We start from the raw sequence: 22,317 nt of genomic DNA, 5'->3' as shown, positions 1-22,317 counted from the left end.
TGCTACGCCGCCAGATCCAGCAATCGGCATGATCCGCGCACCAGCACCTTGCGTCCAGCTGGTGTCATTGCGGGCACTCCGTCATTGACATCGACGAGGCCAAGCCTGGCGAGGCCTTCGAGGAGATAAGCCTTCGCGAGGCGACCGCTCGGCACCGGGTTGCGAAGCGCTTTCAGCGCTTCCCACTGGTCCGATGAAAGATCAAAGTCGACGTCGTTGCTCATGTTGCCTCAAGCGATAGTCACGTTCGCGCGCCTCTGTTAGCGGCGCTGCATGAAGACCATGCGACGACAATGAGTCGGGAATTCGGTGAGCTGTTTAGAACTTCTCTTCACGAATTGCCGCAGTCTGTTGCGCCACAATAGTTAAGATCGACTACTATCGTCCCGATCGCCGATCACTAATTGATGATCTTCATTTGATGCTGCGCTGCGACGGCCGCAGTGCACGGGAAGCGTTGCTGTCTCATTCTGCGTCGCGATATGCACAGAAATGGTGAGACGCTGGGTTCGTGACTCTGCTAGGCTGATTTGCGGGGAATGGCTTCACACGACAAGGAGTGTGAGTGCATGAACAGACTGGTCGAAATTCGCAGTCAGGAATCCCTGTGCCGTGAGCGCGCCGCGCTCGATTTCGAGCGTCGGGTTTTCTGGCTGGCGCAAGCCCAGGAATGGGAACAGCGCGCGCTCGACGAAATTGCCTATCACTTTCGCGAGTGCAATGTCGTCTACGCAGAGCTTGCACGAAACTGACGTTCGCCGCGAGCCCAAGACTTAGTGACGAGACTTACTGATAAGTGGCAACGATATCGGAGACTGCGCGCTCGAGCTGCTGCGCGGTGGCGCATTGCCGCACCACGCTGCAAAAAGTCGCATAACGCGGCATCTCGGAATCGCCAAAGCCCCAGGCGAGCCGACCTTCGGGGTTGAGCCAGACCAGCCGCTTCGAGCGTTCGGAGACGCGGCGCAGGATGTCCGCGCGCGGATCGAGATTGTTGCTCCGGGCATCGCCGAGCACGATTACCGTTGTCTGCGGCGTCAGCGCGCTCATGAAGTCTTTTTCGAAATCGACCAGCGATGAGCCGTAGTCGGACGAGCCGAAGCCGACCTTGGACATGATCTCGGCCATCGCCTCTTCGGGCGATTTTTTCTCCAGGATGTCGCTGACCTCGATCAGATGCGACGAGAATGCGAAGGAACGGACGTCGTCCACGACTTCATGCAGTGAATGGATCAGGAGCAGGAAGAAATCGGAGACCTGTGCGACGGAGCCGGAGACGTCGCACAGTGCGACAATCTTCGGCCGGTCGCGATGCTTGCGCTTCCATGCGGTGAGAAAGGGCACCCCGCCCCAGGCGGCGTTGCGGCGAAGCGTACGGCGAACGTCGAGATGACCGCGGCGCTGGCGCTTGCGCGGCTTCGAATAGCGCTCGCGCAGGCGTCGCGCGATCTGGCGGATCAGGGCGCGCATCTCGGCGACCTGCCGCCGCTCGATGCGGGCAAGAGGTGCATTGCGCAGGATGTCGTTGCGGAGGTTTTCAGCTTCTTCGCGGGCGTAGAGCGCAAGCCCCTGCGAGACGGTATCACGCACAGCCTCGCGCAAGGCATCGAGCGCGGCGCGCAGGCGTTCGGCGAGTGCCGGGTTCGTCCCGGTCAGCTCGTCGAGATCGTCGCGCAGGCGTTGGAGCCCCATCGCGTCGAGGATGCGGCTGGAGAAGATGCCGCGCTGGGTAGAGTAGCGGATATCGGAGAGTGACGCTGCGCCGGAAGCACTGGCGATGGCGGCCTGGATCGCGCTGCGATCCTGCGACAGCAGCATCTGTGCGAGCGGGCCCAATCCTTCCTGAGGTTGGCCTCCGCCCGCTTCGCTGTTCGAGCCTGACGAGGGCGACTGATCCGAGCCTTGCGAGGCCTCGTCATTGTCGTTGGCCTCGGGTTGATCCTGCCGCGGCTCGGGCTGGCTGAAGAAGAGATCAAAGCAATCGCCGAGCGCGAGCTTCTCGTCCTGCGATTTGGCGAGCGTCAGCAGCAGCGCGTCACGGAGGATGGCGCGGTCGGTGAGGCCGACCTGCGCGACCGCGCGCATTGCATCGATGCTTTCGGCGGGCGAGACGTGGACACCGGCGCCCCGCGCCGCCCGAAAGAAACGATGGAGATTCTCGCGCATCGGGCGTCAACCGAAGACGTTGGACCGGGCCGCCTTGGCAATAAAGGTCGTCACTTGCGGCGCAGCCGCCTCGATGTCGGCCTCGTATTTCAAGAGCACGTTGAGCGTGTCCTTGACGATCTCGGTGTCGAGCTCGCTCGCCTGGAGCAGCACCAGCACGCGCGCCCAGTCGATGGTCTCGCTAACCGAGGGCAGCTTCTTCAGGTCGAGCGAGCGAATCTCGTGGATGAAGCCAACCATCTGCCGGCGCAGCGTCTGGGAGATGCCGGGCACGCGGCTCTCGACGATACGCTCCTCCAGCCGCTGCTCGGGGAAGCCGATGTGCAGATGCAGGCAGCGGCGCTTCAAGGCGTCGCCGAGATCGCGCTCGCTGTTCGAGGTGAGGATCACGGTCGGCGGTGTGATCGCCGAGACTGTGCCGAGCTCGGGGATCGTGACCTGGAAGTCCGAGAGGATCTCCAGCAGTAGCGATTCGAATTCGGCGTCCGATTTGTCGATCTCGTCGATCAGCAGCACGCAGCCGCCCGGCTGCTCCAGCGCCTGGAGCAGGGGGCGCGGCTCGACGAATTCCTTGGAGAAGAACACGTCGCCGAAATCATGCAGCTGATCGAGGGCGGCATGCAGCGTCTGCGCGCCGCCAAGGACTTCGCCGAGCTTGTCCTTGAGGATCTGGGTGTAGAGCAGCTGCTTGGCGTATTTCCACTCATAGAGCGCCTTGGCCTCGTCGAGGCCTTCGTAGCATTGCAGACGGATCATCTTCTTGCCGCGCCAGGCAGCGATTGCCTTGGCGAGCTCGGTCTTACCGACACCCGCGGGGCCCTCGACCAGGATCGGCTTCTCGATCTGCTGCGACAAATAGACGGCGGTCGCGATCTGCCGGCTCGCGATATAGCCCTGCGCGGCGAGGCCGCTCTCCACTGCCTCGATCGCGGTCGAGGCCTTCTGATCAGCCACGAAATGGCGCTCCCAAATGTCTTGCTTGAAGCTTGTTCTGCCTGCGTTCCCGGCAAAGAACAAGCCTCGTTTGGGACGGCCAGACCCGCGCTGACATCAGCTTTTTCCGTTCAGCGCAAATACTTAAGGGCAACTGATCGTGCGATCAGTGGCGCAGCAGCTCCGGCTTGCGGATGGTCTGTCTGACCTCGGCGCCGCAATCGGCGCATTCATACACGAAGTCGATCTTGGCAAGGCTCCAGTGCGGCTCGACCTCGCGTACATACATCGGCAGGAACCCCATGCATGTCGGGCAAATCACAGGCGCGATTTCGATGTCCTGATGATGCTGTACATAAGCTGGCATCTCGGCTCTCCTTCGCAGGCGACCACCAAACCCCGCGCAGAAGCTACTGCCGGTGGCTCGGAGACCCTCATCAACTCTTTCGAACAGAGGCGGAACAGCGAGGGTTTGTCGTTCGCTGTGACATTCTTGTTACGGCTTCTATACTGTAACGGGCGGACCAAATGCCTATCTCTCCGGCCGATCGCTTTTTTTCGGACCGTCAACGCAACGATAAGGGAGCAACGCCCATGACTCACGCCATTCGTTTTCACAAGACCGGTGGTCCGGAAGTCCTGGTTTGGGAGGAAGTCAGTGTCGGCAAGCCCGGGCCGGGCGAGGCGCGCATCCGCCATACCGCCGTGGGCCTCAACTTCGTCGACATCTACAATCGCTCCGGCGTCTATCCGGTGCAATTGCCGAGTGGGCTCGGCAGCGAAGGGGCCGGCGTCGTCGAGGAAGTCGGACAGGGCGTCACCGATCTGAAGCCCGGTGACCGCGTCGCTTATGGTGCATCACCGCTTGGCGCCTACTCCGAGGCGCGACTGATCCCTGCCGACCGGCTGTTGAAGCTGCCTGACGGCGTCGACGACAAGACCGCGGCCGCGATGATGCTGAAGGGGCTGACTACGCAATATTTGATCCGGCAGACCTATCGTGTGAAGGCCGGCGACACCATTCTGCTGCATGCCGCAGCGGGCGGCGTTGGCCTGATCCTGAGTCAATGGGCGAAACATCTTGGCGCGACCGTGATCGGTACCGTCAGCAGCGACGAGAAGGCGAAACTCGCCAAGGCCCATGGCTGCGACCACGTCATCATCTATACGCGCGAGGATTTCGTGAAGCGCGTCGACGAGATTACCGGCGGCAAGAAGGTGCCGGTGGTCTACGATTCCGTCGGCAAGGACACATTTCTGAAGTCGCTGGACTGCCTTGCGCCGCTTGGCGTCGCCGCGCTGTTCGGTGCGTCCTCCGGCGCGGTCGAACCGCTCAATCTTGGTCTGCTCGCGCAGAAGGGTTCGCTGTATGTGACCCGGCCGACATTGTTCACCTACGCGGCCAAGCGCGAAAACCTGGTTGCCATGGCGAACGAGCTGTTCGACGTCGTCAAGTCCGATGCGGTCAAGATCGAGGTGCACCAGACCTATGCGCTGAAGGACGCCGCCAAGGCGCATGCCGATCTTGCCGCGCGCAAGACCACGGGATCGACCGTCCTGACGGTGTGAGTTCGGATTGAGCTGTGACGCAGGCTGGTTCAGCCGGCGTCACGCTTTCTCGTGCTTGCGCAGGTCGCGAGCGTGATCATGACGGCTCGCCTGGAGGTCAACGTCTTCAGGCGGGATTTCGGGGAGGGCGGCCTCGGCCAAAATGGCTTCGGTCACATCGTCGACGGAATTCTCCGCGATTTCGTGGATGAACAGAATGTTCTGATATTCGCCGGAGCTGACGCGGGAGATGATCCCGCGCCTGGTGATCTCGGGATCGACGACTGCCTCGCGACCGCGTCGCCCGTAATCGATCATCACGACGAAATACTGCATCAAACGATCCTGCCGCGCCCCCTAAAGGCCAGGTGCGCAGCAGAGTATTTCTGGAAAACGGAATTAAAGTCAAGATCTATTTCCGCAAATCGGAAATCGACCGCTTACCGGCTCTTCTTGCGCGGGCGGGCCGACTTGGCGCGCAGCCGCTCGAGCTGGCCTTTGGGCATCGAGAGGCAGATTTCTCCGACCCAGTCGAGCTTGACGCCGACGATCGGCTTGGCGTTGAAGCTGACGAGGTTGACGAGGGAGGGAGATTTGCCCCGTTCGATGGTCTTCAGATAACGCTCGCCGGTCTTGAGCCGGACCACGGCCTCTTCGCCATAGAAGCTCGACAGCGGATGACGCTGGTCCTTGTAGACCACGATCACGTCGCCGCTTTCATACTTGGGCAGCATCGAATCGCCGACGATCTCGAACGCGACGGTCTCTTCCATGATCGGGAAGGGCAGCGCGATGTCGCCCAGCCCCTCCGGCGGGACCTGCTCGACGTCGGGCTCGATCACGGCGCCGGCACCGACGCGGCCCATGATCGGCGCGAGGTTCAGCTCAAGATATTGCATGATCGGAATGATTTCCGAAGCTTTCACCAGGCGTTCGCCGCCGAGGATTTCCGACACCGCACCTGGGCGGACGCCCATCGCCGCGGCCAGGCCGCCCTTGCTCTTGCCCGTCTTTTCCAGGCCCCGCTCGATCATCGCAACGTCCAACATGGTGATTCCCTCGATTGCCCATGGCTCTGCCCCTTGTAGTCCTAAATTCGGAATTCATGCAATTATGAATATCAGAATTGCGGCTTGACTTGGCCTTCGGAATAACGGAAAGTGTGTTTCGCTTCCGGATCATGAGGTCGGAAGTGCATCACAGGATAGCAGCATGGAACCGGGCCATTGGTCGTCGGAGCATTCCGACGCGCTTCGCGACTATTTCTTCAAAGGACTGTCATATGCGGAGATCGGAAGACAGATTAACGCAAGGTTTGGAACGGCTTACACGCGCAACGCAGTGATCGGTCGCGCCAAGCGGCTCGGGCTCGGGCTCAGCACGCCCGAACGAATTATAAGTCCGTCGATCGTGCCGTCCTTGCCGGGCGGGTCTGCTCCGCTCACACCGCCTCGTGTCACGCCACCGGGCCTGAACCTGCCGCCGCCATCGGCCCTGAAGCCGGCCACTCCGGTCAAACTGCGCTGCGTCGGCGTGCGGCCGCGCCTGGTCACGCTGGACGAGCTTGAACGAGCCGATTGCCGCTACCCGTATGGCGGCGACAAGGATGGGGAGGAGATCGGCTTCTGCGGCCACCCACGTCAACCCGGCTCAAGCTATTGCGCGCCGCATGCGCGCCTTACTCGCGGTCCCGGTGCGGCCCGTACGGCTGCCGCCGTCGTGCTGAGGCTCGTCTCCGCCGCCTGACTCGCGCGTGACTGTCCCTTTTCATGTCAATTCGCAAGGAGTTTCCGAGTGGCTCGTGCCAGACGTAACAAGTCCTACAGATTGACCGAACTCCACGACCGGCGCTCGCGCGTCTTGCCGTTCAATGCCGAGGTCACGGAGGCAGAGGTCGATAATCCCCTCGCGCTTGATTCCGATGAGAAGATCATGGCCATGCGATCAATCCGCAATGATCCGCTCGGCCGGCTCCACTCGCATCGCCAGATCGATGAGGCACAATATCGAGGGGGGCGCGCCTACCAGAACGACTGGGAGAGGGCAGAACGGGGCCCGCAGGCCATGGATCCGACCCGCAAATATGTCGACGGCACGCGCTCTCGCGAGCCGCTGACGGAGCGTCAGCGCCAGGCTGTGCTGCGGCTGAACCGGGTCGAACGCGAGCTTGGCACCGATGGCGCCGCGCTGGTGCATGACGTGCTGGTGCTCGGCCTGACCATGGACCAGATCGGGCAGCGACGTGCCGTCCGCACCCAGCGTTGGAACGACTATTTCGCCCGGCGTTTTCGCGAATGCCTCGACCGGCTGGCCCTGGTCTACGGCTTTGCGACAGATGTGTCAGCGCGGCACCGCTGAAGGATGGGCCGGCGGCCTTTGTCGCCGGCCCATCCGCGATCTCGTGTCACGGATGCGGCATGATCTGGTAGGGCGTGGTGTAGGGCTCGACGCGGAGCGAGGCGTTGGCCAGAAGTCCGATTTTTGCCGTGGGCGCCTGCTGCATTTCACCGTTCTGTCCGCGATGCACGTTGTACTGCCAGACGGTGAGATCGCCCTTCTGCGCCAGAGCGTGCGCGACCGCGCTTGCGTCACTGCCACCGAGCGCCTGCAACTCGTCGGGCGACAGCCCGATGATGATCTCGTCCTTGACGGTGACGATCTTGAACAGGTTCATTTTGGTCTCCTGCGCCCACGCGCCTTGAATCGAGAGTGTAAGAAGCGCAACCGCGGCGCCCTTGACGAGATCGCAGCGAGAAAGCATGCCGTCGTCCTTTGGTCCTGAGTGCGCCCGAATCAAAATCGTTCGTCAGCCATGGCGCCCTTAATCTGCGTGGCCGTTCCGCAACCGCTTGGTCGCACGATCTTGAACGACGGTTCACGGAGCGAGAAATATCGGATCATGATGAACCGTAATGCAGGGCGACGAGTCCAAGCCGTGAAGGGGGACTTGCCGCATGAAATTCGCCCGTATTGCTTGTCTGTTCGCATCGCTTGGCACGGTAGGCTCCGCCGTGGCCGCCGATCCGTTTTTTGTCGGAAACTGGACCTTCACGACGGCCGTGGTTGCGCCTTGGGCCGATCCGCACCGCAAGCCTGACGATGCCGAGCGCGCGCGGCTGATGGGTAAGACAGTGGCTCTCAAGACCGGGGAAATCTCCGGTCCGCGTCCATTTGCCTGTACCAAACCGCACTACAAGTTGACGGATTATGGTCCTGACATGCTTTTCCAGGGCGCATTCGACGAGATGCGCAGCGCCGACAAGAAAGTCGATCCGAAGGCGCTTGCCGCTTCGCTCGGCTTCGCCGGGTCCCGTATCAGGACTCTGGAGACGGGCTGCGAGATCGACGTTCATTTCGTGGACGATACAACCGCCGAGATCGGGCTCAACGATTACGTGTATACGCTGAAGAAGCGCTAATCCGCGTTTTGCCAGTTTCCGAGCATGTCAGAAACATCGCGAAACGTTGGTCGAATTGACAGCGATCGGGGCCTTGTGGTGACTGATGCTGCTTCTTGACGCAGGTGGGTGACGGCGGCGCGTATTCCTGTTATCCGGAATTGCCGTGGCACGAATGCTGACGAAGCATCGCTAAGTGTCACGGTTTGGCTTGCCGGACGGGTTGTTCCTTGACATAATTGCAACTTCTCGGGTCGGGCCGCGTCTGTTCAGATTTGCAGCTCAGCGCGCCAGGTTGCTGGGGTGCTCCGACCTAGAGTTCGTCGTCGCCGTGGCGTTCGGTGACGACAACCGGTCCTCGATCGGGCTTCCCGACGCTCGACCCGAAGGGCCGATCCTGTCATAGGTGCGAGATGAAGAACCTCAATTTCGCGGCTGAACTGCATCTAAAACTCGGTGCACCCGCGACCGGCACTGTCGAGAGCCTCCGCCTGCTGCGCGCCTTTCTCAAGCTCGCCCCCCGCCAGCGCTTTGAAGTCATCAAGCTTGTCGAAGATCTCGTCACCGACGAAACACTCCCCGACCATCCCTTGTCCTAAGCTTGGCCGAGCGCCGGCAATACGCTCTGGCCGCCCTCCCGGCCGGCGACAGACCGCCAGATGGCGGTCCCGGCCGAAGCATGGCCGCTGGAAGGCGGTGCGACAAATGTGATAATCAGTCAGGAAAAAGAGGGAGGAGTACGACCATGATCGAACCGAAGCTCGAAGTTCCAGCTGAACTGCGCGACCTGGCGGAGAAGACAATCGACCAGGCGGAGAAGGCATTCGGCATGTTTTTCGATGCCGCCACCAAATCGATGTCGTCCGTTCCTGGCGCAGGCGCGGACGTGTCCAAGCAGGCGCTCGCCTTCACCGAGCAGAACATGAAGGCGGCATTCGAGCATGCCCGCAAGCTGGTTCACGCGACCGACGTTCAGGAGGCGATGAGAATCCAGTCCGAGTTCCTGCGGAGCCAGTTCACGAACGCCGGCGATCACATGCGCCAGATGACCGGCAACTTCATGCAGCCGGGCAAGGGCAAGTCCTGATCTGGATTGACTGCTCATAAATTGATCTCGCGCAGCGATGTGATGCGCATTTCAATTCCCATGCAGGTCCATGATGGGCCACCGGATGAACCTCATCCGGTGGCCCATCGTGGTTTCTGCTGATCCCTGTCGGTTCATCCGGCAGGGATTTGCGTTTGTTGAGGGTTTGGAGCGACCAGCCAGCTAATGGCGCAGCGATCCGATATAGGCCGCGATGTCGGCGGCTTCAGTGCGACTCAACGGAAAGTTCGGCATCTTCGGATGCGGGTCAAGCAGGAAGAACGCGAGCTTCTCTGCGCTGAAATCAGGCTTCCGCGCAACCGATGCGAAGGATGGCACATCGGCGTTGGCCTGAGCCTGGCTGCTCGTCACGAGATGGCAGCTTGCGCACCAGCGCCGGGCCAGATCGGCGCCATGATTGGCATCGGCCGCCAGAACGGGCGATATACCCAAACCCGCGACTGTCGCTAGCAGAAGCCAAATTCGTCTCGCAGCTGCGCGCATCTCATCACCTGCCTACATTCGCTTGCGGACCGTCTAGTCAGCCGCAGCATGATCCCGGAAATTGCGAGAGGTCGATACGTGCGATGATCGCGCGGAGCAGCTTGCGGGCCGAGCGATAGAAATGGCGCATGGGTGCAGGCACCCTCGCCGGGGGAAGGCCAAGGCTCTCCATGTCAAGCCTCGTCGCATCAAGCCTTTCGGTATAGTGTAACACGTGCCTCTCCGGTGCTGTATGGCCATTTATCCCGGCCGGCATGGAGCTGCGTTGATCTGCCGCAAAGGGTCCCGGCTAATAGTCGCCGGGATTCATGATCATCGGGGTGGTGGTATCGGCCGGCGCGAGCGCGCTGCTGGCGCTGTCCCGCAGGAAGCGGTCAAGTGTCGCCTGGATCTTCTCCTTGACCGAGTCGGGCCCACGATCGCTCATCTCGGTGTGTTGCGCACCGGTATGGATGATGTCGATGCCGCGCGCCTTGGCCTCTTCCGGCGTCGGCAGCACGCCGGGGTCGGTCAGGAAATGCGGATCCTTGGAGCGGAACGACAGAATCTTCATATGGTCGTTGAGGACGAACGGCACCCTGAGATTGTCGAGCGTAATCACCTTCGACACCAGTTCGGGATGCTGCTGCGCGACATACATGGAGACGTCGCCGCCGTTGGAATGACCGACGAGCGTGATGTGGTCGTAGTCGGCATTCTCCTGCCGCGCCTTCAACGTGTTCAGCACGAAGAGGATGTTGGCCTCGCAGCGCATATAGACCTCGCGTCGGCCGACATATTTCTGGCCGACACGGGTCATCAGGGGCGGATCGCTCGGCAGGTCCTGCTGGATGCTGGCGACGAGATAGCCGCGCGCCGCAAGGACGTTGGCAAGGAAGGAATATTCGGTGGCCTTGACCGTGTTGCCATTGCTGATGATGGCAACCGGAAGCTTCCAAAGACCGAGATTGGCCTTGGTCTCGTAGTCGCGCCGTACCGCGATCTCGACCGAGATCGGCCGCTGACGCGAGGCGTCAAACAAGGACAGCATCTCGTGGCGGATCGCGAATTTACTGACGATAATGTACTGACCCACCGCGAGGACGCAGAGAAAAGCCAGAATTGCAAACACCCTTTTCATGGGTTCCGTCTCAATCACTTTTGACTGAACATGGCTATTGAAAACGCCCGGATCGAGCGATCGTGACCAGATTGCGGGATTAAATTTAGGCAAGTCTGTGAGGACAGCCGCAAAAGGGCCGCGTCAAGGCAAGGGCCGCGCGGCTAAAGGCAGCCGTTTCGGCCGCGTTCGGGGCAGAGCCGGAACGCACTTGACAGGGTGAACAGGAAGCGCGGGCTGCGCCGCTCATTGTCCGGCGCGCGGTAGCTCAAGGGCACCGCCACGCCGAAATCGGCCTGGAGATCCTGAGGCAGGAAGAAGCGTACGCCTGCACCCGCCGATGTCAGCGACAGGCCGTCGCTCAGCCGGTAGCCGTCGTTCCAGACGGCGCCGGCGTCACCAAACGCGTAGAGCTGGTAGCCGCTCCAGTACGGGAAATTGAGCTTCTGGTCGAAGCGCAGCTCGAGCGAGCCGGCAAGACCGTTGTCGCCGCTGATCTCGGCCGCGCCGTAGCCGCGGCCGAAGGCTGCGCCGCCGAGATAGAATTGCTGCGAGGTGAACAGCGGCCGTGACGCCGTCTGGCTCGCCGCAGATAGCTTGAGCGACCATGCGTCGTTGAGCGTCTGGTAGCGCGTGAACCAGAAGTTCAGCACCGAGAAATTCGAGGACGCACCGTCGCGCGACAACAGATCGTCGTTGACATGCGATGCCCCGAAGACATCGAGGCCCTGGCGAAACGTCATCGTCGCGTAGTTGGTGCCGCCGAAGCCATCTTGCAGCCGGTAGTCGGCCGTGAGGCTCGCGGTTCTGATGTGGTCGTTGTACCAGGGGCCGTAGAGATCGTGCTCCGACACATTGCTGAACGTCGTCGCCGCAGTCAGGGTCAGCGTGGACGATTGGGATTGGAGCGGGATGATGCTGGCACGCAGCTCGAACGCCTCGGTCGTGGTGATGTCGCTGGCAAGGCGCCGCGCATCCCCAGGCCTGACTGCGCTATACAGCACCGATCCACCGAGCCGAACGCCGTCGACGCCGACCGGGGCGTCATAGGACAGCCGCGAGAAGCCGAGTTCGCGCGGGTCGTTGGCAATCGTCGACAGGTTGACGGCGAGCGTGTCACCGGGCGTGAGGTAGGAGTTGAACGCGCCTGTCGCGTAGGTCTGCCACGGACCGACCGACGACGAGCCAAGATTATCCAAGCCGAACGAGGTGAAGACATGCCAGGTCTTCAGATAGACGGTGATGCGGAAGCGGCCGGTCGCGCCGCCGATCTCTTCCAGCGCGGTGTCGGCGATGCGCACGCCCGGCCAGCCGTTGACGAGGTAGAGTTGGCGTTCGAGCGTTGCCAGGCGCGATGGTTGCTCGGCCAGGATCGGTCCAAGCATCGGCCTCACGCCGAACTGTTCGGCACCATCACCCTTCAGCTCGGCCTCGACGATCGAGCCTTCGATCACCTGGATCCGGACGCGCCCGTCGGCGATGTCCTGCGCTGGCACGATCGCCCGGCTCAGATGGTAACCCTGGGCCCGGTAGAGATCGCTGATCGCGCCGGCGATCGTCGCGAGGTCGGCCTGTGAGACCTGCTTGCCGAGATAGGACTGGTAGACTGCGGCGATGCGATCGTGGGGAATGGCGCGGGCGCCGGTGACGTTGACGTCGCGCAGCACGAATTGAGGCTTGCTATCCCCGCCAGTATTGGGCTGGCCGACCGAAGGCAGCTTCACAGGCGGGCGGCCGAGGGATTCCTGCTTGGTTTGGTTTTCAAAGTATTTCTCCGGCTGAAGCGGATTAAACCCCGGTTGGTTCGCCTGCTGCGCGAATGCTTGGGGAATGCCCGTAAATGTCGGCCCTAATAATACCAATGCGGCAGCAAGATACCGCCCGGCGGCGCCACGCACGGATCGCTCTCCGTAGTTCGACGGAGATGTCCCCTGGTTCCGGTAAGGATTCAGTAGCCGCATGATTTTTCATAGTTTTTTATGGTCAATGATCCGTTAACGCGGCCGCCCGACTCCGGGGTTCCCGCTAAGCTAATCTTGAGTGATCTCGGATACGCAGAAGGCTCGCAGCAACTGAGGCTGAGGGTCATCATGCTCATCCGAATTGGAATGCGGTGCGCCATCCTGGCAGCGCTGGTCCTGGCAACGGTGTCCGGTGCGTCCGCTGCTGATGACGGCGTCTGGTCGGTCAGCAAGTCATCGGGTGAGGTCTGGCTTGCGACGAACGGCGCGCATCAGGTCTCGCTGAACCAGGAAGAGACACTCAAGCCGGGCGATACCATCCGCACCGGCCGGAACGGGCGCGTCCTGCTCGTCCGCGGCGAAGAGACGATTCTGATCTCCCCCAACTCGGTGGTCGGCGTGCCGGCCGAGAAGAAGGACGGTCTTTCGACCACCATCATCCAGCAGGCGGGCTCGATCCTGCTCGAGGTCGAGAAGCGCAACGTCAAGCATTTCGAGGTCGAGACGCCGTATCTCGCCGCCGTGGTCAAGGGAACGCATTTCAGCGTCACGGTGGGCGCCGGCAGCACCAAGGTCGGCGTGCTCCGTGGGCAGGTTGAAGTGTCCGATTTCAAGACCGGCCAGATCGCCCAGGTGATGCCCGGCCAGGTGGCCACCGCCTTCGAACACGGCAAGTCCGGTCTCAAGCTTGACGGGCCTGGTACGCTCAATCCGATCGAGCAAGGCAAGCCGCGCGCATCGACGATCGAGCGCGTCCCCGTGCCGAAGTCGGGCTTGTCCGCGCCCCGCAATGCGGCCAATGGCCATGCCATCCATGCGCTCGGCACGATCGAGAAGGGGGCCAAGGTCGCCGGCGCGCCGACCCGTTCGCATCAGGCAAGTGGAGCTCACGCGCCCAGGGCCGGCGTCGTGCACATCTCGAGCTCGCTCGGCGAGGTCAAGCTGAACTTCGACAAGGTTACGCACGGGCTCGCCCATAGCGCCGTCGCACCAGGACAGGTGCGCAATGCGAAGGCCAGCACGGACACCGTGTGGAGCGATGGCAAGTCGAGCACGACGACCACGAACGGCAATAGTACGAGCGTCACGGCGGTCACCGTCAGCGGCAGTGGATCCGCGGCCAGCGCCTCGTCGACGTCGTCAGGTGCAACAACCAATGTTGCGACGAGTGCCGGGTCGACCAACGATGCGGCGTCGGGCAGCAACGGCAACAGCAATCCTGGCAAAGGCAACGGTGACAATGCCGCCAGCAACAGTGCTGCCACCGGCAACGGTAAGGGCAACAACGGTAACGGCAACGGAAACGGCGGCGGTAACGGCAGCAACGGCAATGGTAATGGGAATGGGAATGGGAATGGAAACGGCAACGCGAATGGCCACAAAAAATAGGGCGATATTCTAGCGGAATGGGGGCGCACCTGTCTGAGCGGGTGCGCGGGAGGTTCGGGTGAAACGCTATCGGCCGCATATTCTTGTCGTGATCGCGCTGGCGGTCGTGCTGTCCACGGGATGGCACGGCGCGCTGCGTAACGCGCTCACCGATCTGCGCTTTGCCTGGCAGTCGCGTTCCGCCACCGGCAGCGTCGTCGTGGTGGCGATCGATGCTCCCTCCATCGATCAGATCGGCGTATGGCCGTGGCCGCGCACCCTGCACGCCGACATCCTGCACAGGCTCGAGGCCGCCGGCGCGCAGGATATAGCTTTCGACATCGATTTCAGCACGCCATCGGATCCAGCCTCCGACGAGGCTTTCCTCACCGCGCTTCGGACGGTCGGCGGCTCGACGATCCTGCCGTCCTTCAAGCAGCCCACGCCAAATGGCGGCGCGGCTCACATCAATCGTCCCCTCAAGCCGTTCAGCAATCAGTCATGGCCGGCCGTCGTCAACGTCGCGGTTGAATCCGATGGGCTGGTTCGCCGCTATCCGGTCGGGGAGAAGCTCGGCGATGCGCAGATACCGTCGATGGCGGTCGTCTTGGCCGGGCAGAACGTCGATCGGCGTCCGCCTTTCCTGATCGACTTCAGCATTCGGGCAGGATCTATTCCGGTTGTTTCTTATATCGACGTGCTGCGGGGTGACGCCGCAGCACTCGACAAGCTCAGGGACAAGAAGGTCATCGTCGGCGCCACGGCGCTCGAACTGGGCGACCGCTTCAGTGTCCCGAATGGCCGCATCGTCGCGGGGCCCGTGCTGCAGGCGCTGGCGGCAGAATCGGTCCTTCAGAACCGTATGCTGCGCTGGACGTCCGATGTCGGCATGGTTGTCGGCCTTGCCGTGATCTGTCTGCTGATGATGTATTCGTGGCGCCGTGTTGCGCCGGGTGCCCGCGTCGTCATCCTGGTTGCAGCCGGAGCCGGTATCGAACTGACTGCGGTCCTGGTGCAGCAGCGTTGGCCGCTCATCATCGACACCTCGCTCTTCCACATCGCGGTCATCGCCTATCTGGCAGCCATCGCGCTGGATGAGATCGACTTCCGCAGCCTTCTGGGACGCATCGCCGAAAGCCGGTTTCATCGTATCGCGATGTCGCTCGGTGACGGTCTGGTCTGCACCGATGAGCATCACCGGATCACGGTCTGGAATCCCGGTGCAAGCGCAATCTTCGGCTATATGCCGACCGAGATCATCGGTCACCCGTTCGAAACGCTTTGCGCGCTTCCGGCGGAAGCCGGCGCGAAGGCCTTCGCCATCCGAGACGCCGCGCGGCAGGCGCTGCTGGTTCCCGGCGGCGCCGTGGTCGTCGAGTTCGAAGGACGACGCAAGAACGGCGAAAGCTTCCCGGTCGAGGCGAGTTTTTCGGGTTGGCAGGGAACGGACGGCTTCCAGTATGGCGCGATCTTGCGTGACATCTCGGTGCGTAAGCGCGAGGCCGAACGTGTCAGATATCTCGCCGAATACGATGCGCTGACCGCACTTGCCAACCGCAACACGCTGCACGCCGGTCTCGTCGGTCTGATTGCCGCTGCGGAGCGGCGATCCTCCGAGGTCGCATTGCTCGTGCTCGGGCTCGACGGCTTCCAGCAGATCAACGACATGCTCGGACACACAGCCGGCGACCTCGTGCTGCGGGCAGTGGCCGAGCGCCTGCGAACCGAAGTCCACGGCAAGGCGCTTGTCGCCAGGCTCAGCGGTGACGAGTTTGCGATTGCGCTGGATTGCGCCGGTATCGGCGAGCCTGTTGCCGGGTTCGCCGAGCGGATTGGGCGCGCGTTCGATGCGCCGCTCGCAACGGGTGCGCGCCAGCACCGCGTTAGGATCAGCATGGGTGTCGCCGTCTACCCCGACGGTGGACAGAACGCGGACGATCTCCTCGGCAACGGCCATCTTGCGCTCACCAAGGCGAAGCTGACGCGGCGCGGAGGTCACGTGATCTTCGAAAGTGCGATCCGGCAGGAGCTGGAAAGCCGGCTGACGCTGGAGAGCGAGCTGGCGCTTGCCGCGGACCGCGGTGAGTTCGAGCTGTTCTATCAGCCCCAGGTCCGACTGATCGACGGCAGCCTGGTCGGAGCCGAAGCGCTGATCCGCTGGCGCCACCCGGTGCGCGGCTACGTCTCGCCCGGAGAGTTCATGCCGGTGGTCAACACCTCGGCGCTGTCCGAGCGGATCGCGAGCTGGGTGATGGAGACCGCCGGCCGGCAGGCGCGTGCGTGGGAATTGTCGGGCAATGCGGTCCGCGTCGCAATCAACCTCTCGCCATCGCAGCTCCACTCCGGCGATCTCGCGCATTCCGTTGCGGGGCTGCTGAGGACGACAGGACTTACTCCTTCGCTGCTCGAGATAGAGGTCACCGAGGACATCCTGCTGCACGACGAGGTCCGGGTGCTCGACATATTCAAGCGCATCCAGCAACTCGGCGTGCGCATTCTGTTCGACGATTTCGGGACGGGCTATGCCAGCCTGAGCTATTTGAAGAAATTTCCACTCGACGGGCTCAAGATCGACCGCTCGTTTGTGACCGATCTGCTCGCCGATTCCGACGATGCCGCCATCGTCGGCTCGACCATCGGCCTCAGCAAGCAGCTCGGCCTGACGGTTGTTGCCGAAGGAATCGAGAACCGCGCCACCGCCGACTTCCTGGTCAGCATGGGATGCGAAGAAGGGCAGGGCTATTTCTTCGGTCGCCCGATGCCTGCCGACGCGTTTGAAAAGACATTCTTGGCGGCCGAGCTCGAAGCCGTCAGCGCCGCCTGAACTGATCGTCAGCGCCGGCGCGCGATCGCCACGCCAAAGAGGAACGCGACGAACAGGCTGGCGAGGGGGGCCTCGCGCGTGATCGCCGCCACTGTCGAGAGCGGCCGGCCCGGCTTTCGCGCTTCGTCGATTGCGTAAGTGAGGCGATCGACGGCGGTACGCAAGCCTCCAGCGACCTCGCCGATGGTATGAGATATGTCGGCGGCTGCATCGATGGCGCGCTCGGCCATGCCGGGCTGGGGATTGGGCTGCGGTATGTCCGTGCTCAAGCTCGCGACCTCCAGACCTGACGGAAGAACTGAGGCCGGCACCTTTGGCTATCCGCGCGTGCGCTCGTTTTGAACAGCGGGCCCGAGGGCCTTTGGCTATCCGCGACAGGCGCCGTTTTGAACGGCGGGTACCGGCCTTGCAGTGAAAATGCCGCGCGCGGGAATTTGTTCCGGCTCCCCCGTGAAACGACGGGTGCGAATCTCTGTTACGCTGGTGCAGCCTTGCTGACCTCAGGAGATTGCCGTGACCGATCGAGCCATCACGGATCGAGCCCGGCGCATCGCGTTGCTGGGCGCGCCCATCGACATGGGCGCCTCGCAGCGCGGCACCTTGATGAGCCCCGCGGCGCTGCGGACCGCTGGTCTTGCAACACTGCTTGAAAGCCTGGATTTCGAAGTCGTCGATTACGGCGATCTCTCGGTGGCCGAGATCAGGGATCTCGTCGACAGGCCGCCGGCAAACGCCAATCATTACCGTGAAATCCAGCGCTGGACGCGTATCCTCAGTCGTCGCGGCTATGAAATCGCGCAAACCGGTGCGTTGCCGATCTTCCTGGGAGGTGATCACACCTTGTCGATGGGATCGGTCAACGCCATGGCGCGCCATTGGCGGGAGCACGGGCGCGAGCTGTTCGTGCTTTGGCTCGACGCGCATGCCGACTACAACACGCCGGAGACGACGATTACGGCCAACATGCACGGCATGTCGGCCGCCTTCCTGTGCGGCGAGGCGGGCCTCGACGGCCTCCTGGGCGATGATCCTCGCGCCTCGATTGATCCTGACAGGCTCGATCTGTTCGGCGCGCGTTCCATCGACAAGCTCGAAAAGGAGCTGATGCGCGCGCGCCGGATCAGGGTCGTCGACATGCGCCAGATCGACGAGTTTGGCGTGGCGGTGCTGATCCGACGCTTAATCGAGCGCGTCAAGGCGAATAACGGCGTGCTGCATGTCAGCTTCGATGTCGATTTTCTCGATCCCTGCGTGGCGCCGGGCGTGGGGACCACGGTGCCGGGAGGTGCGACCTATCGCGAAGCCCATCTGATCATGGAGCTGCTGCATGATTCCGGGGTGGTGGGATCGGTCGACATCGTCGAGCTCAACCCGTTCCTGGATGAGCGCGGGCGCACCGCGCGCACCGCGGTCGAACTGATCGGCAGCCTGTTCGGCCAACAGATCACCGATCGGCCGACGCCCAGCAATGCGATCGCGCCGGGTGAGTGACCTACGGTCCGCTTGTGCATTGCAAAGAACGGAACTGCCGCCACGGTCGGCGGATTAGATCAGCCCTGATCGAAATCGCCTGCTTTTGAAACGTGCGCGAATTGCAAATGCGCTTCGCGGAAGGTCTTATGCGGGCTCAGCTTCAGCCGAGGGTCCGCCATGAGCAACAAGATCGACACAAGCGACAAACCCAATAGGACCACACGCCGCCGCTTCCTGCAAAGTAGCGGTGTCGTGGCAGGCGTTGTCCTGGGAACCGGTGCGTCGGCTGCAGCGGAGACGGAAAACCTTCCGCCCAACGTCCCCGATTGGATGAAGGCCCCCGGCGATCCCATGGGAAGCCAGCCCTATGGTGCGCCGTCGCCGTTCGAGAAGGGCGTCGTCAAGAACATCTCGAAGAACCTCAAACAGTACATCTCCGCGTCCGGCCGTACGCCGTTGCAGGAACTTGACGGCACCATCACGCCGAACGGGCTGTTCTACGAGCGTCACCACGGCGGTGTGCCGACCATCGATCCGGCGCAGCACCGCTTGATGCTTCACGGCCTCGTCGAGCGCCCTCTGATCTTCACGATGGACGATCTGCGGCGTTTTCCTTCGGAATCGCGCATCCACTTTCTCGAGTGCTCCGGAAATCCCGGATACACCAAGCCTTACGGCAAGACGGCATCGGACCTGGTGGGTCTGTTAAGCTGTGGGGAATGGACGGGCGTGAGCCTGAAGCTGGTGCTTCAGGAGGCCGGGCTGAAGCCGGAGGCCAAATGGATCATTGCCGAAGGCGCCGACGCGGCCGCGCTGACCCGCAGCATTCCCATCGAGAAATGCCTTGAGGATGCCATGCTCGCCTATAGCCAGAACGGCGAGCGGCTGCGCCCGCAGCAGGGTTATCCGTTGCGGCTGCTGTTGCCGGGCTTCGAAGGCAATATGAATGTGAAATGGTTGCGGCGTCTGCACGTGACGGCGGAGCCCGCGTACTCGCGCGAAGAGACTTCGAAATACACCGATCTTTTGCCTGATGGCACGGCACGCGAGTTCTCTTTCTACATGGAGGCGAAGTCGACCATCACCCGTCCCTCCGGTGGTCAGCGCCTCAACGCACCCGGCTTCCACGAAATCACCGGCATCGCCTGGAGCGGCCACGGAAAGATCAAGAGAGTCGAGGTGTCGGTCGATGATGGCAAGAGCTGGCAGGATGCGCGATTGCAGAAGCCGGTGTTGACGCGCGCGCTCACGCGCTTCCGCTTGCCCTGGCAATGGGATGGCAAGCCTGCGGTGATCCAGAGCCGTGCGATTGACGAGACCGGCTATGTACAGCCGACGCTCGCCGAGCTGCTCGCAGTGCGCGGCGAGAATTATTTCTACCACAACAATGCAATCTGGCCCTGGCGCATCGGCGCCGATGGGGAGGTGACCAATGCGCTGGCGTGAGATCTGCGGCGTTGCTCTCGCGATTTTCTTCTGTGCTTCAGCAAGCACCGCGAGGGCGCAAACTCTTTACGGCATCGGTCGGCCAGCGACCGCTGCAGAGATCGCAGGCTGGAATATCGATGTCGGACCCGATGGCAGCAACCTGCCGGCAGGAAGCGGCTCGGTCAGTCATGGTCGCGAGGTGTTTGTTCAGCAATGCGCGTCGTGCCATGGCGAGAAGGGCGAGGGTGGTGTCGGCGATCGACTCGTCGGCGGACAAGGCACGATCGGGACACCGAAGCCGATCCGCACGGTCGGGAGTTACTGGCCTTATGCGCCGACGCTGTTTGACTACATTCGCCGCGCGATGCCGCAGAACGCGCCGCAATCGCTCAGCAATGAAGACGTGTACGCAGTGTCGGCCTACATCCTGAACCTGAACGGATTGGTGCGAGACGATGCCACGCTCGATGCCAAGTCGCTCGCAGCGATCAAAATGCCGAACCGCGACAAATTCGTCGGCGACGCGCGGCCCGACGTCAAGCGTTGAGCAGAGGTGCCCGTTAGTTCCCCTCGCATTGGCTCGGAACTTGCCTATTCGGAAGCGGAACTCGTCGGGCCAGCTTTGCGTTGGTCCACGAGAGGAAAAGGTGCGGATTCTTCGATGGCGACAGGTCGCTTCGCAAACTCGATCTCAATAGCGCTTCGGCACCCCGGCGTGATCGCGATGATCGTCGCCACTGTGACGATTGCTGCGATGCTCATCGTCGACCACGGGCCGTGGAGCCGCGCCAAGACCCAGCCGGCTCATGTCGCGATGTATGCGACCACAGGCGAAGCCGCCCGCGCGGCAGGCGCCAAGGTGCTTCCGACCGAACCGAAATCGCCGGTCGAACCGGAACGGCCGGGGCCCAAGACGTCCCCGACCATCAATCCGGTGCAGCCATGAACGTCAGCTCTTGCGGCCGTAGCTGAGGAGCCCGCCTGTCGTCTTTGGCGGATGCGCGCGAAGCGCCTCCTCGTTCGGCTCGGTGCCCCAGCCGGGCCTGTTGGGAATGATCAGGTGCCCGTTCTGGATGTCCGGTTCATGCGTGAACAGCTCGCGATCCCAGGCGAGGCGATCGATGTCGATCTCCATGATGCGCAGGTTCGGCACCGCCGCGCAGAAATGCGCGTTCATCATCGAGCAGAGGTGGCCGTAGAAATTATGCGGCGCGACGTTGACCTCGAACGCTTCGGCGGCTGAGGCGATCTTCATCGACTGCCACACACCGTTCCATGGCGTGTCGATGATGGCGACATCCATGGCCTGCTCGCGGAAATAGGGCAGGAATTCGCGCAAGCCGAGCAGGGTCTCGCAAGATGAGATCGGATGCGGACTCTGGCGGCGGATATAGCCGAGGGCCTCTGGATTGAAGCTGTCGATCTCGATCCAGAACATGTCGAGGTCGGCGATCTCGCGCAGGATTTTCAAATATCCTTCGGTCTTGGCGTTGAAATTGCAGTCGAGCAAGATGTCGACATCAGGGCCCGCGCCGTCGCGGATTGCTTCGAGATGCATGTGCAGGTCGCGCAGGATCTTGCGGTCGACATTGATCTCGGGCGCAAACGGCGAGCCGAAGCCAGGCCGCCAACCCGTGGGTTTGCCGTCATCATAGGAGAAGATGTTGGTCTTCAGCGCGGTGAATTTCTTCTCGCGCACCTCACGCCCCATTGCCTTGACGCCGTCGAGATTTTCGATCGGCGGCTTGTACCAGGAGGGATGATTGATCCGCCATGTCGCGCAGTGGGACCAATAGACCCTGACGCGGTCGCGGATTTTGCCGCCGAGAAGCTCGTAACAGGGCACGCCAAGGCACTTTGCCTTGGCATCGAGCAACGCGTTCTCGATCGCGCCGAGCGCCTGCGCCACGACGCCGCCGGCGGCAGGTCGGGTGGCGGCGAACAACTCGGCATGGATGCGCTCATGCTGGAAGACGTTCTGGCCGATCACGCGCGCCGACAGGCGCTGGATCGCAGCACCGACGCCGGGTGAGCCAAAGCCCTCGTCGAACTCGCTCCAGCCGACGACGCCGTCTTCCGTCGTCACCTTGACGAAGTGATAGTTTCTCCAGCCGGCATCGCAGGCAAGGATCTCGAGACTTGTTGCTTTTGATGATTTTGCCATGTCGCTCCCTTTGCCCAGCCGGGGGTTATTGGTTTTTGTGGACCCGGTCGCAAGCTCCGGCCCAGCCACAATTGTTAAGCTAACGACCGAGTGCCGTGAAGTCTGCAATCGCTTGGCCAGGTATCGAGTTTTGGCCGTGCCGGCAGAAAGCCCGTAGAATCCGGGGGAGCATCATGTTTCTTGGGATCATCCCGAAAAAGCGCCAAGCCCAGACTTTTTTGGCCACAATCGGACCCGATCAAGGACGCATGCAGTTTCTAGCCATGATTTCGGTTTTGGCGCTCCTCACGATGAGTGGGGCCGCCGTTTCCGATCGGTTGCTCACAGCCGATCAGCACGTCGCGCAAGGGGTGGAGTAGCGCGC

Annotated in this window: 25 protein-coding genes; 13 read left to right on the top strand and 12 right to left on the bottom strand. The window is 62.2% G+C overall.

Annotated features, from left to right (window positions below; all coding sequences use genetic code 11):
• Window positions 1-2: 2 nt before the first annotated feature.
• Window positions 3-224 (bottom strand): hypothetical protein, encoded by a 222-nt coding sequence (locus tag L6637_RS31490; RefSeq protein ID WP_237864693.1) that lies wholly within the window; start codon window positions 222-224, stop codon window positions 3-5.
• A 345-nt stretch (window positions 225-569) separates the two neighbouring features.
• Here L6637_RS31490 and L6637_RS31485 point away from each other — a divergent pair, with 345 nt between their 5' ends.
• A complete protein-coding gene (locus L6637_RS31485; RefSeq protein WP_237864692.1) occupies window positions 570-752 on the top strand; it encodes a hypothetical protein in 183 nt (60 codons plus the stop codon).
• A gap of 34 nt (window positions 753-786) precedes the next feature.
• On the opposite strand, the gene L6637_RS31480 is transcribed toward L6637_RS31485, so the two are convergent.
• From L6637_RS31480 to L6637_RS31470, 3 genes are all read right to left on the bottom strand, one after another.
• The gene (locus L6637_RS31480) at window positions 787-2,166 is read right to left on the bottom strand and encodes a vWA domain-containing protein (RefSeq protein ID WP_237872947.1); all 1,380 of its coding nucleotides are present in this window, start codon (window positions 2,164-2,166) and stop codon (window positions 787-789) included.
• Between the two features lie 6 nt (window positions 2,167-2,172).
• Window positions 2,173-3,120: an AAA family ATPase gene (locus L6637_RS31475; protein ID WP_237872946.1), complete on the bottom strand. Its 948-nt coding sequence runs from the start codon at window positions 3,118-3,120 to the stop codon at window positions 2,173-2,175.
• A gap of 145 nt (window positions 3,121-3,265) precedes the next feature.
• A complete protein-coding gene (locus L6637_RS31470) occupies window positions 3,266-3,466 on the bottom strand; it encodes a hypothetical protein (protein WP_057749711.1) in 201 nt (66 codons plus the stop codon).
• A gap of 227 nt (window positions 3,467-3,693) precedes the next feature.
• On the opposite strand from L6637_RS31470, the gene L6637_RS31465 reads away from it, so the two are divergent.
• The gene (locus L6637_RS31465) at window positions 3,694-4,668 is read left to right on the top strand and encodes a quinone oxidoreductase family protein (protein WP_237872945.1); all 975 of its coding nucleotides are present in this window, start codon (window positions 3,694-3,696) and stop codon (window positions 4,666-4,668) included.
• Window positions 4,669-4,707: 39 nt separating this feature from the next.
• Here the strand turns inward: L6637_RS31465 and L6637_RS31460 are convergent, their stop codons facing one another.
• Window positions 4,708-4,983 (bottom strand): hypothetical protein, encoded by a 276-nt coding sequence (locus L6637_RS31460; protein ID WP_237872944.1) that lies wholly within the window; start codon window positions 4,981-4,983, stop codon window positions 4,708-4,710.
• 104 nt (window positions 4,984-5,087) lie between these two features.
• Window positions 5,088-5,696: a S24 family peptidase gene (locus tag L6637_RS31455; RefSeq protein ID WP_237864686.1), complete on the bottom strand. Its 609-nt coding sequence runs from the start codon at window positions 5,694-5,696 to the stop codon at window positions 5,088-5,090.
• Window positions 5,697-5,859: 163 nt separating this feature from the next.
• On the opposite strand from L6637_RS31455, the gene L6637_RS31450 reads away from it, so the two are divergent.
• A complete protein-coding gene (locus L6637_RS31450) occupies window positions 5,860-6,393 on the top strand; it encodes a GcrA family cell cycle regulator (protein WP_237872943.1) in 534 nt (177 codons plus the stop codon).
• A 48-nt stretch (window positions 6,394-6,441) separates the two neighbouring features.
• A complete protein-coding gene (locus L6637_RS31445) occupies window positions 6,442-7,005 on the top strand; it encodes a hypothetical protein (RefSeq protein WP_237872942.1) in 564 nt (187 codons plus the stop codon).
• A gap of 46 nt (window positions 7,006-7,051) precedes the next feature.
• On the opposite strand, the gene L6637_RS31440 is transcribed toward L6637_RS31445, so the two are convergent.
• Window positions 7,052-7,408: a hypothetical protein gene (locus L6637_RS31440; protein WP_237864683.1), complete on the bottom strand. Its 357-nt coding sequence runs from the start codon at window positions 7,406-7,408 to the stop codon at window positions 7,052-7,054.
• Window positions 7,409-7,601: 193 nt separating this feature from the next.
• Here L6637_RS31440 and L6637_RS31435 point away from each other — a divergent pair, with 193 nt between their 5' ends.
• The 3 genes from L6637_RS31435 to L6637_RS31425 all read left to right on the top strand — a co-directional run bounded on the left by L6637_RS31435 (window position 7,602) and on the right by L6637_RS31425 (window position 9,132).
• Entirely contained in the window at window positions 7,602-8,066 is a 465-nt protein-coding gene (locus tag L6637_RS31435; protein ID WP_237872941.1) for a hypothetical protein, read from the top strand.
• Window positions 8,067-8,458: 392 nt separating this feature from the next.
• Window positions 8,459-8,644 (top strand): hypothetical protein, encoded by a 186-nt coding sequence (locus tag L6637_RS31430; RefSeq protein ID WP_128950591.1) that lies wholly within the window; start codon window positions 8,459-8,461, stop codon window positions 8,642-8,644.
• Between the two features lie 146 nt (window positions 8,645-8,790).
• A complete protein-coding gene (locus tag L6637_RS31425; protein ID WP_212328811.1) occupies window positions 8,791-9,132 on the top strand; it encodes a phasin in 342 nt (113 codons plus the stop codon).
• Between the two features lie 183 nt (window positions 9,133-9,315).
• Here the strand turns inward: L6637_RS31425 and L6637_RS31420 are convergent, their stop codons facing one another.
• The 3 genes from L6637_RS31420 to L6637_RS31410 form a co-directional block, all read right to left on the bottom strand.
• Window positions 9,316-9,636 carry a c-type cytochrome gene (locus L6637_RS31420; RefSeq protein ID WP_237864681.1) on the bottom strand — a complete coding sequence of 107 codons (321 nt, stop codon included), beginning with the start codon at window positions 9,634-9,636 and terminating at the stop codon, window positions 9,316-9,318.
• Window positions 9,637-9,925: 289 nt separating this feature from the next.
• Window positions 9,926-10,756 (bottom strand): alpha/beta fold hydrolase, encoded by an 831-nt coding sequence (locus tag L6637_RS31415; protein WP_237864680.1) that lies wholly within the window; start codon window positions 10,754-10,756, stop codon window positions 9,926-9,928.
• Window positions 10,757-10,899: 143 nt separating this feature from the next.
• Window positions 10,900-12,696, bottom strand: coding sequence for a ShlB/FhaC/HecB family hemolysin secretion/activation protein (locus L6637_RS31410; RefSeq protein ID WP_237864679.1), 1,797 nt, complete (start codon window positions 12,694-12,696; stop codon window positions 10,900-10,902).
• Window positions 12,697-12,825: 129 nt separating this feature from the next.
• On the opposite strand from L6637_RS31410, the gene L6637_RS31405 reads away from it, so the two are divergent.
• Window positions 12,826-14,085, top strand: a complete 1,260-nt coding sequence (locus tag L6637_RS31405; protein WP_237872940.1) for a FecR family protein — start codon at window positions 12,826-12,828, stop codon at window positions 14,083-14,085.
• A gap of 58 nt (window positions 14,086-14,143) precedes the next feature.
• Complete coding sequence (locus L6637_RS31400) at window positions 14,144-16,888, top strand: EAL domain-containing protein (RefSeq protein ID WP_237872938.1); 2,745 nt, start codon at window positions 14,144-14,146, stop codon at window positions 16,886-16,888.
• A gap of 8 nt (window positions 16,889-16,896) precedes the next feature.
• Here the strand turns inward: L6637_RS31400 and L6637_RS31395 are convergent, their stop codons facing one another.
• Window positions 16,897-17,157, bottom strand: coding sequence for a hypothetical protein (locus tag L6637_RS31395; RefSeq protein ID WP_237864677.1), 261 nt, complete (start codon window positions 17,155-17,157; stop codon window positions 16,897-16,899).
• Between the two features lie 244 nt (window positions 17,158-17,401).
• Here L6637_RS31395 and rocF point away from each other — a divergent pair, with 244 nt between their 5' ends.
• From rocF to L6637_RS31375, 4 genes are all read left to right on the top strand, one after another.
• Window positions 17,402-18,379, top strand: coding sequence for an arginase (gene rocF / locus L6637_RS31390; RefSeq protein ID WP_237872937.1), 978 nt, complete (start codon window positions 17,402-17,404; stop codon window positions 18,377-18,379).
• A 159-nt stretch (window positions 18,380-18,538) separates the two neighbouring features.
• Complete coding sequence (gene soxC / locus L6637_RS31385) at window positions 18,539-19,807, top strand: sulfite dehydrogenase (protein WP_237872936.1); 1,269 nt, start codon at window positions 18,539-18,541, stop codon at window positions 19,805-19,807.
• The gene (locus tag L6637_RS31380; RefSeq protein WP_237872935.1) at window positions 19,794-20,336 is read left to right on the top strand and encodes a c-type cytochrome; all 543 of its coding nucleotides are present in this window, start codon (window positions 19,794-19,796) and stop codon (window positions 20,334-20,336) included. The genes soxC and L6637_RS31380 overlap by 14 nt, the downstream gene beginning before the upstream one ends.
• 114 nt (window positions 20,337-20,450) lie before the next feature.
• Window positions 20,451-20,735: a hypothetical protein gene (locus tag L6637_RS31375; RefSeq protein WP_237864673.1), complete on the top strand. Its 285-nt coding sequence runs from the start codon at window positions 20,451-20,453 to the stop codon at window positions 20,733-20,735.
• 3 nt (window positions 20,736-20,738) lie between these two features.
• Here the strand turns inward: L6637_RS31375 and L6637_RS31370 are convergent, their stop codons facing one another.
• The gene (locus L6637_RS31370; RefSeq protein ID WP_237872934.1) at window positions 20,739-21,953 is read right to left on the bottom strand and encodes a mandelate racemase/muconate lactonizing enzyme family protein; all 1,215 of its coding nucleotides are present in this window, start codon (window positions 21,951-21,953) and stop codon (window positions 20,739-20,741) included.
• Between the last annotated feature and the right edge of the window lie 364 nt (window positions 21,954-22,317).

Source organism: Bradyrhizobium zhengyangense (genome assembly GCF_022012435.1).
GTDB lineage: Bacteria > Pseudomonadota > Alphaproteobacteria > Rhizobiales > Xanthobacteraceae > Bradyrhizobium > Bradyrhizobium zhengyangense.
Note: the sequence above shows the minus strand (reverse complement) of the source record. Positions and strands in the feature narration are given on the sequence as shown.